Source organism: Sphingobium sp. TKS (assembly GCF_001563265.1).
Taxonomy (GTDB): Bacteria; Pseudomonadota; Alphaproteobacteria; order Sphingomonadales; family Sphingomonadaceae; genus Sphingobium.
This window is the reverse complement of record NZ_CP005083.1, coordinates 3129930-3144708: the sequence shown is the minus strand read 5'-3', so window position 1 is coordinate 3144708 and position 14779 is coordinate 3129930. Positions and strand designations below refer to the sequence as shown.

Annotated in this window: 11 protein-coding genes and 1 tRNA gene; 9 read left to right on the top strand and 3 right to left on the bottom strand. The window is 63.7% G+C overall.

What is annotated here, in order from left to right; translation table 11 throughout:
• Nucleotides 1-18: 18 nt before the first annotated feature.
• On the bottom strand, nucleotides 19-2262 hold the full coding sequence (locus K426_RS15575) for an LPS-assembly protein LptD (protein ID WP_443018194.1): 2244 nt from the start codon (nucleotides 2260-2262) through the stop codon (nucleotides 19-21).
• A gap of 210 nt (nucleotides 2263-2472) precedes the next feature.
• Between K426_RS15575 and K426_RS15570 the strand changes: the two genes are divergently transcribed.
• The 3 genes from K426_RS15570 (at nucleotide 2473) to ndk (ending at nucleotide 4889) form a co-directional block, all read left to right on the top strand.
• Nucleotides 2473-3933 (top strand): leucyl aminopeptidase, encoded by a 1461-nt coding sequence (locus K426_RS15570; protein WP_066558898.1) that lies wholly within the window; start codon nucleotides 2473-2475, stop codon nucleotides 3931-3933.
• A gap of 14 nt (nucleotides 3934-3947) precedes the next feature.
• Entirely contained in the window at nucleotides 3948-4385 is a 438-nt protein-coding gene (locus K426_RS15565; RefSeq protein WP_066561868.1) for a DNA polymerase III subunit chi, read from the top strand.
• Between the two features lie 81 nt (nucleotides 4386-4466).
• Complete coding sequence (gene ndk, locus K426_RS15560) at nucleotides 4467-4889, top strand: nucleoside-diphosphate kinase (RefSeq protein ID WP_066558896.1); 423 nt, start codon at nucleotides 4467-4469, stop codon at nucleotides 4887-4889.
• A 241-nt stretch (nucleotides 4890-5130) separates the two neighbouring features.
• Here ndk and K426_RS15555 read toward each other — a convergent pair whose 3' ends face one another.
• Nucleotides 5131-5805: a glutathione S-transferase family protein gene (locus tag K426_RS15555; RefSeq protein ID WP_197672720.1), complete on the bottom strand. Its 675-nt coding sequence runs from the start codon at nucleotides 5803-5805 to the stop codon at nucleotides 5131-5133.
• A gap of 173 nt (nucleotides 5806-5978) precedes the next feature.
• Between K426_RS15555 and K426_RS15550 the strand changes: the two genes are divergently transcribed.
• A complete protein-coding gene (locus K426_RS15550) occupies nucleotides 5979-6770 on the top strand; it encodes a sulfite exporter TauE/SafE family protein (protein ID WP_066558895.1) in 792 nt (263 codons plus the stop codon).
• A 13-nt stretch (nucleotides 6771-6783) separates the two neighbouring features.
• On the opposite strand, the gene K426_RS15545 is transcribed toward K426_RS15550, so the two are convergent.
• Nucleotides 6784-6857: transfer RNA gene (locus tag K426_RS15545), tRNA-Cys, on the bottom strand.
• 203 nt (nucleotides 6858-7060) lie between these two features.
• Between K426_RS15545 and K426_RS15540 the strand changes: the two genes are divergently transcribed.
• The 5 genes from K426_RS15540 to K426_RS15520 all read left to right on the top strand — a co-directional run bounded on the left by K426_RS15540 (nucleotide 7061) and on the right by K426_RS15520 (nucleotide 14739).
• Nucleotides 7061-7693, top strand: a complete 633-nt coding sequence (locus K426_RS15540) for a protein-L-isoaspartate O-methyltransferase family protein (RefSeq protein WP_066558893.1) — start codon at nucleotides 7061-7063, stop codon at nucleotides 7691-7693.
• Nucleotides 7694-7712: 19 nt separating this feature from the next.
• Nucleotides 7713-9179 carry a TolC family outer membrane protein gene (locus K426_RS15535; protein WP_066558888.1) on the top strand — a complete coding sequence of 489 codons (1467 nt, stop codon included), beginning with the start codon at nucleotides 7713-7715 and terminating at the stop codon, nucleotides 9177-9179.
• Between the two features lie 68 nt (nucleotides 9180-9247).
• The gene (locus K426_RS15530) at nucleotides 9248-9739 is read left to right on the top strand and encodes a DUF2497 domain-containing protein (protein WP_066558884.1); all 492 of its coding nucleotides are present in this window, start codon (nucleotides 9248-9250) and stop codon (nucleotides 9737-9739) included.
• Nucleotides 9740-9956: 217 nt separating this feature from the next.
• Nucleotides 9957-11999: an alpha/beta hydrolase family protein gene (locus K426_RS15525; RefSeq protein WP_066558882.1), complete on the top strand. Its 2043-nt coding sequence runs from the start codon at nucleotides 9957-9959 to the stop codon at nucleotides 11997-11999.
• A 40-nt stretch (nucleotides 12000-12039) separates the two neighbouring features.
• Nucleotides 12040-14739, top strand: a complete 2700-nt coding sequence (locus K426_RS15520; RefSeq protein WP_066558881.1) for a valine--tRNA ligase — start codon at nucleotides 12040-12042, stop codon at nucleotides 14737-14739.
• The last annotated feature ends 40 nt before the right edge of the window (nucleotides 14740-14779 follow it).

The following is a 14779-nucleotide window of genomic DNA, read 5'->3' as shown; positions in this document are numbered from 1 at the left end:
AAGCGGGAAGGCTGATCCTTATATGCCAATATTCCGAAAAGCCAGCCGAAGCTGGAAGCTATTGCCCTTTCGTGCATCGCCCAACACCTGATAGTCGCGCCGCCAGGTAAGGCCGAGCGTCAGGCAATCATCCTCATAGGCGATGCCGAGGCGGTGGCGGACGGGTTCATAACCGTCCGCGACAGACAGCGGATCTTCCTTCGCATCGGTGAGGTCGATGACGGTCGAGCCGAAGACCGACCAGAAGCGCGCGAACTGGACGCGGGCGCCCAGACGCAGTTCCTCGCGGTCCTGCAAATCCTCCAGATTGAGATTGGCATCGCGGTTGAGCCGCAAATAGCCGACCGTCGCATAGGTCTTGCGGCTGCCGATGGTGGCGTCGATCTCATTGCGGCGGACGGAGAGGTTGTCCTTGTCCAGCCGGAATCGGTGGGTGAAGCTAATGAAATCCTTGTAGCGGACGGTGGTGCGGCCGACGATGTCGGACAGGCGATCCGACAGGCCGGTGCCATCGGGCAGGATGCTTTCCCGGCTGTTGAGGCGATAGCTCTGCCCCACCACGCTCTCCAGCGAGAAGTTCGGGAGCGACAGGCTATATTCGAGGCCATAGGTGATGCGGCTCGAATCCTCGAACCGGTCGTAGCCGGAAAAGCGGTTGAGCGCGAAGAGGTTGCTGTCCTCCAGGTCGATGGCGCGGGCGTCTTCATTGGGGACGGAGAGATTGGCGATCCTGGGCGCGGCGACCATCTGCACGCGTGGGGCGATGCGCTGGACGCCGCCGAAAGCCTCGCCCATGAAGGGCCAACGCACGTCGATCGCCGCCGCCGCGATGCCGCGCGCCTTCCAGCCCGGATCGCCGGCATAGCTCACCACGCTGGTCAGCAGATTGTCGCTGCTGTGATAGACGTCGCCGCGCAAATAGGTGGTGAAGGTCACTTCCTGGCCCATCGGGGTCAGCTTGCGCAGATTCCATTCGAAGGCGGCGAAGGCGCGCTGCGTATCCTGGCCATGGGTGCGGGTGATGGCCAGGCTGTTCGCCTGCAACTGCACCACGCCGCCCAGCAGCGGATCCTTCATCCGCAGGCGATAGTCGATGACAGGCAGCGCGATCGGCATCTGCCCCTGCGAATCGCCGGTGCGCAGCGTCTGCACAGCCCAGCCGGCGATCGAGAAATAGCTGTTCTCCCCGATCCGCTGCGCATTGAGGGTCGAACGCAGCCGGTCGTCGCGGCTGATGTCGTAACGGCGCAGGAAGGTACGGTCCGTCGCGGTCCGAATCGATCCGCCGATGCTCCATTCCGGCGTCAGTTGTAGCGCGCCGCTGGCGTCCATATAGCCGCGGAAATCCTTTTCCGATCCCGCCGGGGTCGTGGAGGAGGCGCCGCTGGTGGCGACGCGGCTGCCATAGGTGGCATAGCCGGTGATCTGATAGGCGCCCCGGTCCCACAGATGGCGGTAATTGGTCTCCAGCATCGGCAGCGTGTCGGTATAGACATGCGGCGTGATGGTGAGGTCGCGATTGGGCGCGAGCTTCAGATAATAAGGCAGCGCGACCTCGAACCCGTTGGTGCGGTCGTAGCGCAGGTTTGGCACCAGCAGGCCGCTGCCGCCATTGTCGCCCACCGGATGGGAAAAGCCGGGCATCGGGATCAGCGGCAGGCCGAACAGCTCGATGCTGGCGTTGGTATATTTGACCCGGGCCTTCACCGGATCATAGACGACCTTGACCGCCTTGATCTGCCAGGTCGGCTCCTTGGGGCAGCCTTCATGATCCTCGACCACGCAGCCGGTATAGGCGGCCTTGCGCAGCGTGTAGACGCCGTTCACCCGCTGGCCGTTGGCGGCGGCCAGGCGTCCGCCCGATTGCAGCACCAGCAGCATGTTCTGGACCATGCCGTCCTGGAGGGAATCGGTGACGTCGAACCTGTCGCCATAGGCGATATTGCCTTCAGGGTCGGTGACGGAGACATTGCCGGTCGCTTCGACCTTCCCCGTATTGCGGTTCCAGATGACCTTGTCCGCGCGCAGCCGGTTGCCCTCGCGCAGCAATTGCACATTGCCGCTGGCGGTCACGACCTCGCTGTTGCTGTCATATTCCAGGGCGTCGGCGGCAAAGCCGATCTGATCGTCATTTTCCGGCACTGGGGCGTCGGGCGTGCTGATCGTGGTCTGCGGTTCCTGGAGCTGTTGGGCGGTGGCATGGGGCGCCAGCGCGAGGCACGGAAGGGCCGCGCCTACCGCCAGAACCTGTTTGAAATTCAAGAGGGATGGGGAATGATGCAAAGGGATGGAGCCTCTTTGAGGGGGCGCTTTGTTTCCCGCCTATCGCATGCCCTATTGCACCGCTTTGTCTGCGCTGCAATCGTCTGGACCAACAGTTTTGCCGGAAAATCGGTCGAACGGCTTTGCCAGACAAGCTAAGCCGCACTATCTGACAGGCATAGAATGTTTGCAGGAAATAAAGGATCCTAGATGGAAATCGCGTTCAGCCCGATCCGTCCCGAAGCCGATACATTGGTCTTCGCCGTGCCGAAGGGCGGCTTCGATGCGCTGCCGCTCGGCGCGGCGCCGGTGTTGGCGGCTGGCGCTGCCGCGGCGCGCTTCGCCGGGGAAGCGGGGTCGAGCTTCGAGAGCTTCGTGGAGGAAGGCGGCAAGGTGCTGCGTGTGGTGCTGGTCGGCACCGGGGTGGGCAGCGACGCGGATTATGAGCGCGCGGGCGGCGCGCTGACGGCGCGGCTGGCGACCAGCGGCGCGGCCCATGCGGCGGTCGAATTTTTCGGCGGCGCGAGCGGGGAGAAGGCGGCGCAACTGGCTTTCGGGGCGCTGTTGCGCGGCTGGCGAATCGAAACATATCGCACGCGGCAGCCGGAAAAGTCCAAGCCGACGTTGCAGAAGATCACGCTGGTCTCGGCCGATGCCGGGGCGGCATGGGAGAAGCGGGCGGCGGTCGCGTCGGGCGTGGCCTTCACCCGCGAGCTGGTGTCGGAACCGGCGAACATCCTCTATCCCGAAAGCTTCGTCGAACGCTGCAAGCCTCTGGAAGAGCTGGGCGTCAAGATCACCGTGCTGGACAAGGCGGCGATGGCGGACCTTGGCATGGGCGCGCTGCTGGGCGTGGCGCAGGGTTCCGTGCGCGAGCCGCGCCTGCTGGCGATGGAGTGGGACGGCACGCCATCTGCGGGTGCTGGTGGCGCGACCGAAAAGCCGCTGGTCTTCGTCGGCAAGGGCGTGACCTTCGATACGGGCGGCATTTCCTTAAAGCCCGGCGCGGGCATGGAAGACATGAAATGGGACATGGGTGGCGCCGGGGCCGTGGCGGGCGCGATCAAGGCGCTGGCCGGGCGCAAGGCGAAGGTCCGCGTCGTCGGCATTTGCGGCCTGGTCGAAAATATGCCCGACGGCAATGCGCAGCGGCCGGGCGACATCGTCACCTCCATGTCCGGGCAGACGATCGAGGTGCTGAACACCGATGCCGAGGGGCGTCTGGTGCTGTGCGACGTCATTACCTGGGCGCAGAAGACCTATGCGCCGGAGGTTATCATCGATCTCGCCACGCTGACCGGGGCGATGATCATTTCGCTTGGCAATGAATATGCGGGCATCTTCTCTAATGATGACGGCCTGGCCGACGATCTGATCGCGGCGGGCAAGGCGGCGGGTGACCAATTGTGGCGTTTCCCGCTGGGCGACGCCTATAACAAGCTGATCGACAGCCCGATTGCCGACATGAAGAATATCGGTCCGCGCTATGGCGGTTCGATCACCGCGGCGCAGTTCATCAAGCGCTTCGTCGACGAAGGCGTCAAATGGGCGCATCTCGACATTGCCGGCATGGTCTGGGCCGACAAGCCCGGCGCGACCTGGGACAAGGGCGCGACCGGCTATGGCGTGCGGCTGCTCGACCGCTATGTCGCGGACAAGTTTGAAGGTTGATGCCAGAAAGTCCGATACAGGTCGACTTCTACCAGCTCAGCCGCGATCCGGTGGAACAGGTGCTGCCCGCCATTGCGGGCCGCATTCTGGGACTGGGCGAGCGGTTGCTGGTGGTGGCGCAGGAATCCGATCGGCTGGATCGGATTTCCGCAGGCCTGTGGGCCGGACCGCCAGAGAGCTTCCTGGCGCACGGGAAGGTGGGCGAGGGAGCCGAGTCGATGCAGCCGGTTTTGCTGGCGACGGATTGCGTCGCCGCCAATGGGGCACGGCATGTCGCATTGGCGGACGGCCTATGGCGCGAGGAAGCGCTGGAATTCGAGCGCGCCTTCTATTTCTTCGACGCGGAAACCATTGAAGCCGCTCGGGCAAGCTGGCGCGATCTTGCCAAGCGCGAAGGCGTGACTCCCCGCTTCTGGCGGCAGGAAGGCCGCAAATGGGTCCAGGGGCCGTAAATCAGCCCCTCTTGCGATAGGCATCGGCCCGGTCTAAAGGCGCGCCATCTTATCCCAAATAATTCGGAGCTTTTGAGCCTCATGGCCGTTACCCGCACCTTTTCGATCATCAAGCCCGACGCGACCCGTCGCAACCTGACGGGCGCCGTGACAAAGAAGCTGGAAGAAGCGGGCCTGCGGGTCGTCGCTTCGAAGCGCATCCGCATGAGCCGCGAGCAGGCCGAAGGCTTTTACGCCGTGCACAAGGAACGCCCTTTCTTTGCCGATCTGGTCGCGTTCATGATCTCCGGCCCGGTGGTCGTGCAGGTTCTGGAAGGCGAAGACGCCGTGAAGCGCAACCGCGACATCATGGGCGCCACCAACCCGGCCAATGCCGATGAAGGCACGATCCGCAAGGATTATGCCGAATCGATCGAAGCCAATTCGGTCCATGGTTCGGACAGCGAGGAAAATGCCGCGATCGAGATCGCCTATTTCTTCAAGACGGACGAAATCGTCGGCTGATCCGGCGCGATAGTTTGGAAAAAGGGCCGGGGGCGATAAGCCCGCCGGCCCTTTTTTGTGGTGGAAATGGGTGGAAGGCGGACGGTCTGCTTCGCGCTGCTTTTCTTGAAGCGCATCGTGCTCCTGCGAAGGCAGGAGCCCAGTTCCTATGGTGCGATGATCCACCAGCGGCGGAACTGGGTTCCTGCCTTCGCAGGAACACGGATCCGCTCAATTGCAGCAATTGGCCACTAACGACCACTCATCCCAATTGCGGCGGAACTTCGAAACGGTCGATCACCCATTCCTCCGCCTGGGCGCCGCCGATCCATTCCTGCATCCAGGGATGGTTGATGACTGCGCGCATATAGGCCTCGGCAAAGCGGGCCACGGGGAGTTGATAGGTGATGAAGCGGGTCACGACCGGCGCGAACATCACGTCGACCGCGCCGAACTCCCCGAACAGAAACTCCCCCTCACCGCCATAGCGGGCGCGGGCTTGCGCCCAGAGCTGCATGATCCGGCCGATATCTTGCGCTACCGCTTCGGACGGCGGGACGGGCGCATAGATCTGGCGGATGTTCATGCTGTGCTCGCGGCGCAGCGCGGCGAAGCTCGAATGCATTTCCGCCGCCATTGATCGGGCCATGGCGCGAGCGGCAGTGTCGGCGGGCCAGAATTTGTCGCCGCCCGACTTTTCATTGAGATATTCGACGATGGCCAGGCTATCCCAAACGACCATATCGTCGCCGTCCCAGAGAATCGGCACCTTGCCGGACGATGGCGCGAATTCGTCGCCCTCGCGCCGCTTCTCCCACGCTTCGTCATAGAGCGGCACGACCACTTCCTCGAAAGGAAGGCCGGACAGCTTGCACGCCAGCCAGCCGCGCAGCGACCAGCTCGAATAGGCTTTGTTGCCAATGAACAGCTTCATCATGCTTTGTCTTTAGACGGCGGGAGCAAGGGAAGTCGAGAGCATCGCGCTATCGGCGCGGTGAACAGCATTTGTTTTGATGGCGATAAATTTCCAATCCAAAAAGGGGGCTGGCTGGCGCGGGCTTTGGGCTCTAGATGTCTACCAAATTACTCATAGAGAGTTTGGGGCGGAATATGGATTGGTTGCACGCGATCGCAGGCCTTTTTGTGGGCCTGATGGTCGGCATGACCGGAGTGGGGGGCGGGTCGCTGATGGCGCCGATCCTGATCCTGCTGTTCGGCGTCGCGCCCACGACGGCGGTCGGCACGGACCTGTGGTTCGCATCGGTCACCAAGGCGGTCGGGGGCGCGGTGCATCACCATCAGGGCGGCGCCGATGGCGGTCCGGACTATGAAGTGGTGAAGCGCCTGATGATCGGCAGCATCCCTGCCTCCCTGATCGTATTGGCGATCCTGTCGCAAATGCATATCGGGCAGGTCAAGGCCGGCGTGATCACGGGTGCGCTGGGCGTGGTGCTGATCGGCACGGCGATCGCGACCTTGCTGCGCGGGCGTTTCCACAAATGGGCGCTGGCCCGCAGGGTCGGCACGGCCGACCGCTTCACCCGCTGGCAGCCGGCGCTGACCGTGCTGGCGGGAGCCTTGCTGGGCGGGATGGTGACGCTGACCTCCGTCGGGGCGGGCGCGATCGGGGCGACGCTGTTGCTGGCGCTCTATCCGCTGCGCATGCGGATGCAGCGGCTGGTGGCGACGGACATCGTTCATGCCGTGCCGCTGACGCTCGTCGCGGGGCTTGGGCATTTGTGGATCGGAAACGTCAATCCGGTCCTGCTGGTCAACCTGCTGGCCGGATCGCTGCCGGGCATCGTGATCGGATCGCTGCTGGCCACGCGCACGTCGGATCGCGTGCTTCAGCCCTTGCTGGCGACGGTGCTGGTGGTGGTGGGGTGGCGCCTGATCGTTTGACCGGCATGATATCTGGAGGCCCGAGCCGGAATCGAACCGGCGTGCACGGATTTGCAGTCCGCTGCGTCACCACTCCGCCATCGGGCCTCGGCGTGGGTGGCCGCAAATGTGCGGCTTTTGATGCAAAGTCAAGCAGCACTGTGATATTGTCGGGCAAGATTCCGGCACTCGGGCACGCAAAGCCGCTTGGCGTGGCCTTTGCGCTGATTTAGAGGTCCGGAATTATATCCTTTGCTGTATTGCCTTATTAATACAGTCGTCATAGAAGCTATCCTGATCGAGGAATTGTCGTGACCGAGCAGAATTTTTCATCGATGCGGACCGCCATGGTCGAAAGCCAGCTTCGCACCAGCGATGTGGATGATCAGCGTGTGATCGCGGCGATGGCGCATGTCGCGCGGGAGGATTTCGTGCCGGCCGAGCGGCGCGCGATGACCTATGTCGACCGGCCGATTCCGCTGGCGGGAGGGCGCGCGCTCAATCCGCCGCTGGTGACCGGCCGCCTGCTTAAGGAAGCGCAGATCGTTGAGGGCGACAAGGTGCTGCTGATCGGTGCCGCCACCGGCTACAGCGCGGCGCTGCTGACGGCGTTGGGCGCGCAGGTGACGGCGGTCGAGGAAGAAGGCGGGGCCGAGATTTCTGTCGAGGGCGTGACGGTCGTTCGCGGTCCGCTGAATGCCGGTGCGGCTGCCGGGGCGCCTTATACTGTGCTGTTCATCGACGGCGCAGTGGAGGAAGTGCCCGCCCCGCTCGTTCAGCAGCTTGCCGATGGCGCGCGGGTCGTGACGGGCATCGTCGAGCGCGGCGTTACCCGTCTGTGCAGCGGCCGGGTGGTGTCGGGCGTGCTGGGTCTTTCCAGTCTCGCTGATTTGGAAATGGTTGTGCTTCCGGGCTTTGCCGCGCCGGAACGGTTTGTGTTCTGAAGGACCGATTGGGGGAGACATGACGGCAAGACATCGGTTTTCTGGGCGTTGCGCCCTGTTCCTGTTGCTGTCGGTGTCCTCCGCCATGGCCGGCGCGGCCCATGCGGAGACGTTGCAGGGCGCGCTCGCCAAGGCCTATCGGTCGAATCCGACGCTGACGGGCGCACGCGCGGGGCAGCGGGCGACGGATGAGAATGTGCCGATCCAGAAGGCGTCGGGGCGGCCCGCGCTGGATGCGACGGGCAGCTATTCCGAAAGCATTCTCAAGCCGACGATCAGCTTCACTTCGCCGCAGCGGACGCTGAATGCGAATGCGCAATTGAGCGTGCCGCTTTATACAGGCGGGAGCGTGCGCAACGGCATCAAGGCCGCCAAGACACGGGTGGCCGCCGGGCAGGCCGATCTGCGCGGCACGGAGGCGAGCGTCTTTTCGCAGGTCGTCGCCGCCTATATGGACGTCATCCGCAACGGGGCGGTGGTTGCGCTCAACCAGGCCAATGTGCGGGCGCTGGAGGTCAATCTCCAGGCGACCAGCGACCGGTTCGAGGTAGGCGACGTGACCCGCACCGACGTCGCGCAATCCGAGTCGCGCCTGGCGCTGGCACGGTCCGACCTGCAGGGCGCTGAGGCCAATCTCATTACCGCCCGTGAAAATTACATCGCGCTGGTGGGCGAGGCGCCGGACGCTCTGGAGCCGCCGCCGCCCTTGCCGGGCCTGCCCGCGACCCCGGACAGCGCCGTGCAGGTGGCGCTCAAGGACAATCCGGACATTCTAGTCGCGAAAAAGCTGCGGGAGGCTCAGCAATTCGACGTGCGCGCGGCCAAGGGCACGGTGCTGCCGACGGTATCCGCCTTCACCCAGGCGGGCTACACCAACTATCTCGACACGCTGACCAGCAGCGCGACCGGATCGCAAATCAACAAGCAGGCGTCGGCGGGTGTCCAACTGAACATCCCCTTCTATCAGGGCGGCCGTCCGGCGGCGCAGGTGCGGCGCAGCCAGGCGCTGGAATCGCAGGCGATGGAGAAGGAAATCGAGGTCGAGCGCGGCGTGATCGCGCAGACCCGGTCCGCTTATGCGAGCTGGCAAGCCTCGCTGGAGAGCATCCAGTCGAACCAGAAGGCGGTCGACGCCGCGAACCTGTCGCTGGAAGGCGTGCGTGCGGAAAACTCGGTCGGCAGCCGCACCATCCTCGACATATTGAATGCCGAGCAGGAGGCGGTGAACGCCAAGGTCCAGTTGGTGACGGCGCGGCGCAATGCCTATGTCGCGGGTTTCAGCCTGCTCGCCGCCATGGGCCATGCCGAGGCGGACGATCTGAACCTGGAAGCGGGCACGCTCTACGACCCGATGGTCAATTATGATCGGGTGAAGGGCAAGTGGTTCGATTGGGATTTCGACCCCGCGCCGAAGCTGCAATCGACGCGGACCGTTGACTCGCCGGCGCAAAACGCCAATGTGGACCCCGGTTTGGCGCAGCCTTAACGCAATTTTAACCCCGAAAGCGTTCCTTTGTGGTATAGCGTTAACGGGAACTGGAATAGGGGTTAACCATGGGCGATATGAGCAAGGAACCCTCGATGGAGGACATTCTCTCGTCCATCAAGCGGATCATCGCGGAAGAAGGCGAAGAAGCTGTGCAGACCTTGCCGCGCCGCGTGCGGGGAGAGGCGGCGCAGAAGGTCCGGCCTGGACCCGTCGCGGAGGCAGTGCCGGAGCCTGCCAGCGATGAAGTGCTGGAACTGACCGACGAGGTTGCTGTGGAGGAACCCATGCCTGCCCATCGAACGTCCCGTGCGCCCCGGCCCGTGGCTGAACAGGAGGGTGTGTCCATCCTGTCGGTCGAGAGCGAGGTTGCGGCCCGCCATTCGCTTTCGGCCCTGTCGTCCATGCTGGTGACGCCCAAGGAGGGCGAGGACAATACGCTCGACGGGTTGGTCCGCTCGATGCTGAAGCCGATGCTGAAGGAATGGCTGGACCTGCGGTTGCCGCAGATGGTCGAGGATATGGTCGCCAAGGAAATCGCCCGCATCACTGGCCGTTGAGTCGAGAAGTCTTGGTGATTCGCGCGCGCATGGCGGGCGGTTGCTTGTCCTATGTTCCGCCTGCGCTTAACTGAACGCCGATTTCATCGTCTTTGTTCTTTTATTACGCTTTGGTGGTTGATCCTTGCGAGCAGGCGAGGCGTTGCCTACACCCTTTCCATAGCTGTCGACGCTGCCCCCAAGAGAGCGGCGCGACCTGATTCAAGGGTGTTCATCCATGAAATATCTTCTGCACGCGGGACTTGGCGCTCTGGCCTTGGCCCAATCGGCGCTGGCCGTTTCGCCGGCGTCGGCCCGGCCGTTCACGCCCAGCGACATGGCCAGTCTCCATCGCGCGTCGGCCCCGGCGGTTTCGCCTGACGGGCAATGGCTCGCCTATCAATTGCGGGTGACCGATCTTGCCGCGAACAAGGGACGGACGGACCTCTATCTGCTGGACTTGAGCAAGGCGGGCGCGGCGCCGCGCATGGTCGCCTCGGTCGCGGACAAGAATGAAAGCGCACCCGCTTTTTCGGCTGATGGGAAATCGCTTTATTATCTTTCCAATCAGAGCGGCGATGATCAGCTTTGGCGGGTGACCGTCGCGGGCGGCAAGGGCGAGCAGGTGACTCAGGCGCCAGGCGGGATTGCAGGCTTTCTGCTGAGCCCAGCGGGAGATCGGGTCGCGCTGTGGGCGGACCGGCCGGTGGGGGCGAAGACGATCGACGATGCAAAGCCCGCGACGCCGCCGGGCGCTGGTACGGGGCGCGTCTATGAACAGCTTTTCGTGCGTCATTGGGACACATGGGCGGACGGGCAGCGCTCGCAGATCTTCGTGATGCCGCTTTCGGGCGGAAAGGCGGTGTCGGTGATGGGCGCGCTGGTCGGGGACAGCCCGTCCAAGCCCTTTGGCGGGGCCGAGGAGATCGCGTGGAGTGCCGACGGCAAGACGCTGTTCTTCGCGCTGCGCGAGGCGGGGCGGATCGAATCGCTGTCGACCAATCTCGATATTTTCGCGGTTCCGGCGGATGGCAGCGCGGCGCCGGTCAATCTGACGGATGCCAATGATGCGACGGATACCATGCCGACCGTGTCGCCGGATGGGAAATGGCTCGCTTATGCGGCGATGAAACGGCCCGGCTATGAGAGCGACCGGCTGGTGCTGATGCTCCGCAACATCGCGACGGGCGAGACGAAGGCGCTGACCGAGGCTTGGGACCGTTCGGTGGCATCCATCGCCTGGGCGGCGGATGGGAAGGCGATATTCGTCACCGCTGATGATGTGCTGGACCATCCGGTCTTTCGAGTGGATGCTGCTTCGGGCAAGGTCACGCGGCTGACACAGGCGGGCCATGCGGGCAGCGTCGTGCCGCTGCCCAAGGGTGGGTTCGTCTATACCCTCGACAGCATCCAGTCGCCGACCGATTTCTGGAAAATGCCGGCCAAGGGGAAAGCCGTGCGACTCACCAGCGTCAATGCGGAGAAGCTGGCAGGGGTGGATGACGTGTCGGTCCAGCGCTACAGCTTCAAGGGCGCCAATGGCGACACCGTCTGGGGACAGATCGTGAAGCCCAAAGGTGTGACGGGCAAGCTGCCGGTGGCCATGCTGGTCCATGGCGGGCCGCAGGGAAGCTTCAACGATAGCTGGTCCTATCGCTGGAATCCCAAGGCTTTCGCGGCGCATGGCTATGCCGCCGTCATCGTCGATTTCCATGGCTCGACCGGCTACGGCCAGGCCTTTGTCGACAGCATCAACCAGGATTGGGGCGGCAAGCCGCTGGAGGATCTGAAGCTGGGCCTGGCGGCGGCTGCGGCGAAGGATGCACAGGTCGATGCGGGCAATGGCTGTGCGCTCGGCGCAAGCTATGGCGGCTATATGATGAACTGGATCGAGGGCAATTGGCCCGACGGCTTCAAGTGCATCGTCCAGCATGACGGCGTGTTCGACGCCCGCGCCATGGCTTATGAGACCGAAGAGCTATGGTTCGACGAATGGGAACATGGCGGGTCTTATTATGAAAAGGCGCAAGAGTTCGAGAAATGGAATCCCGTCAACCATGTGACCCAATGGAAGACGCCGATGCTGGTGGTGACGAGCGAGAAGGATTTCCGCATTCCCTATACCCAGGGGCTGGCGGCCTTCACGGCGTTGCAGCGGCGCAATGTGCCTTCCAAGCTGCTGGTGTTTCCCGATGAGAATCACTGGGTCTTGAAGCCGCGCAACTCGCTGCAATGGTATGATGAGGCGCTGGGCTGGCTTGACAAGTGGACCGGCAAGTAAAGCTGGAATGCCATGAGAAGGCGCATTAAGGCGCCTTCTCATGACCGAATTGCCCAAGACCTTCGACCCCGCCGATATCGAGTCCCGCTGGTACGCCCATTGGGAGAAAAATGGCTTGTTCCGCCCGGAGCGGTCCGGCGCGGAGCCCTTCACCATCGTCAACCCGCCGCCGAACGTGACGGGCAGCCTGCATATCGGCCATGCGCTGGACAATACGTTGCAGGACATCGTGATCCGCTATGAGCGGCTGCGCGGCAAGGATGCGCTGTGGGTGGTGGGCACCGACCATGCAGGCATCGCGACGCAGATGGTGGTCGAGCGGCAGATGGAGGCGCGGCAGGACAAGCGCACCAATTACACCCGCGACCAGTTCGTCGAGAAGGTCTGGGAATGGAAGGCCGAGAGCGGCGGCGCGATCACGCGCCAGCTTCGCCGTCTGGGCTGCTCGATGGACTGGGCCAATGAGCGCTTCACCATGGATGAGGGCTTTTCGAAGGCCGTCATCAAGACGTTCGTGGAACTGCACAAGCGCGGCCTGCTGTACCGCGACAAGCGCCTGGTGAACTGGGACCCGCATTTCCGTTCGGCCATCTCCGACCTGGAGGTCGAGACCAAGGAAGTGAAGGGCGGCTTCTGGCATTTCCGCTATCCGCTAGCCGATGGCGTGAAACTGGCCAATGGCGCGGACCATATCGTCGTCGCCACCACGCGGCCCGAGACGATGCTGGCGGACATGGCGGTCGCCGTGCATCCCGAAGACCCGCGCTACAAGGACGTCATCGGCAAGGATATCCTCCAGCCGATCACTGGCCGCCGGTTCAAGATCGTGGGCGACGATTATGCCGACCCGGAACTGGGGTCGGGCGCGGTGAAGATCACGCCGGGGCATGACTTCAACGACTTCGAAGTCGGCAAGCGCGCGGGCTTCAAGGCCGCCGACATGCTCAACATGTTCGATGCCGAAGCCAATGTGATCCAGACCGCCGACGGCCTGATCCCGGAGCGCTTCCTGGGCCTGCACCGCTTCAGCCGCGACGGCGTGGACGGCGCGCGCGAGCTGGTCGTGGCGGAGATGAAGGCGCTGGGCCTGCTGGTCCCGCACATCAGCAAGACCAAGGAAGGCGAGGAAGTCGAATCCGACGCCGAGCCGCGCACCATCCAGACTCCCTTTGGCGATCGTTCGGGCGTGGTGATCGAGCCGTGGCTGACCGATCAATGGTATGTCGATGCGGAGAAGCTGGCGGTTGCCCCCATGCAGGCGGTGCGGGACGGGCGGATCGAGATCGTCCCCAAGACGTGGGAAAAGACCTTCTTCAACTGGATGGAGAATATCCAGCCCTGGTGCGTCTCGCGCCAGCTCTGGTGGGGGCACCAGATTCCGGCGTGGTATGACGAGGACGGTAATCCCTATGTCGCGGAGAGCGAGGAAGAGGCGCAGGCGCTCGCGGGCAACAAGACGCTGACCCGCGATCCTGACGTCCTCGACACCTGGTTCTCCTCTGCGCTCTGGCCGTTCGGCACGCTTGGCTGGCCGGAAGAGACCGATACGCTCAAGCGCCATTATCCCAACGACCTGCTGATTTCCGGCTTCGACATCCTGTTCTTCTGGGATGCGCGCATGGCGATGCAGGGGCTGGAGTTCATGGGCGATGTGCCGTGGCGCAAGCTCTACCTCCACGGGCTGGTGCGCGCCGCGGACGGGCAGAAAATGTCCAAGTCCAAGGGCAATGTCGTCGACCCGCTGGGCCTGATCGATAAGTTCGGCGCCGACGCGCTGCGCTTCTTCATGAGCGCCATGGAAAGCCAGGGCCGCGACGTGAAGATGGATGAGAAGCGCGTCGAGGGCTATCGCAACTTCGCGACCAAGCTGTGGAACGCGGCGCGCTTCCTGCAATCCAATGGCGTCACCGCTTCGACCAGCCATGAGGCGCCCCATGCGGAGGCGCCGGTCAACCGCTGGATCATTGCCGAGACGGTCGCGACCGTGCAGGCGATCGACACCGCGATGACCGAATTGCGTTTCGACGCGGCGGCGAACGCCATTTACCATTTCGTCTGGGACCAGTTTTGCGACTGGTATATCGAACTGACCAAGAGCGCGATGGATGACGAAACCCGCGCCGTCGCGGGTTGGGCGTTCGATCAGATATTGGTGATGTTGCATCCCTTCATGCCCTTCATCACCGAAGAGCTGTGGCATCTGACGGGCGAGCGGGAGACGGCGCTGATCGTCGCGCGCTGGCCGCAGGCGCTCTATGCTGTGGATAGCGAGGCGCAGGCGGAGATCGACTGGCTGATCCGCCTGATCAGCGCGATGCGCACGGCCCGAACCGAACTCAACGTGCCGCCGGGCGCGAAGCTGGGCGTGGTCGTCCAGGATGCGTCGGAGGAAACCCGCCGTCGCATCGATCGTCAGGGCGCGGCGCTGGCGCGGTTGGGCCGGGTCGAGAGCCTGTCCTTTGGTGACAGTGTCGAGGGCGGCGCGGCGCAGATTGTCGTCGACGAGGCGACCTTCATCCTGCCGTTGGAAGGCGTGATCGACACCGCCGCCGAAAAGGCCCGTCTCGCCAAGGCGCTCGCCAGCGCGGAGAAGGAACGGGATTCCCTCTCCGGGCGTCTTTCCAATCCCAGCTTCGTCGAAAAGGCTAAGCCCGAAGCCGTCGCCAAGGCGCGCGAGGACCATGGCGAAAAAGCCGCCGAAGCGGAAAGATTGAAGGCGGCGCTGGAACGGCTCGCCTGATTTGCCGGCGCATCCGATCGGGATGCGCTGACCAAGGGCC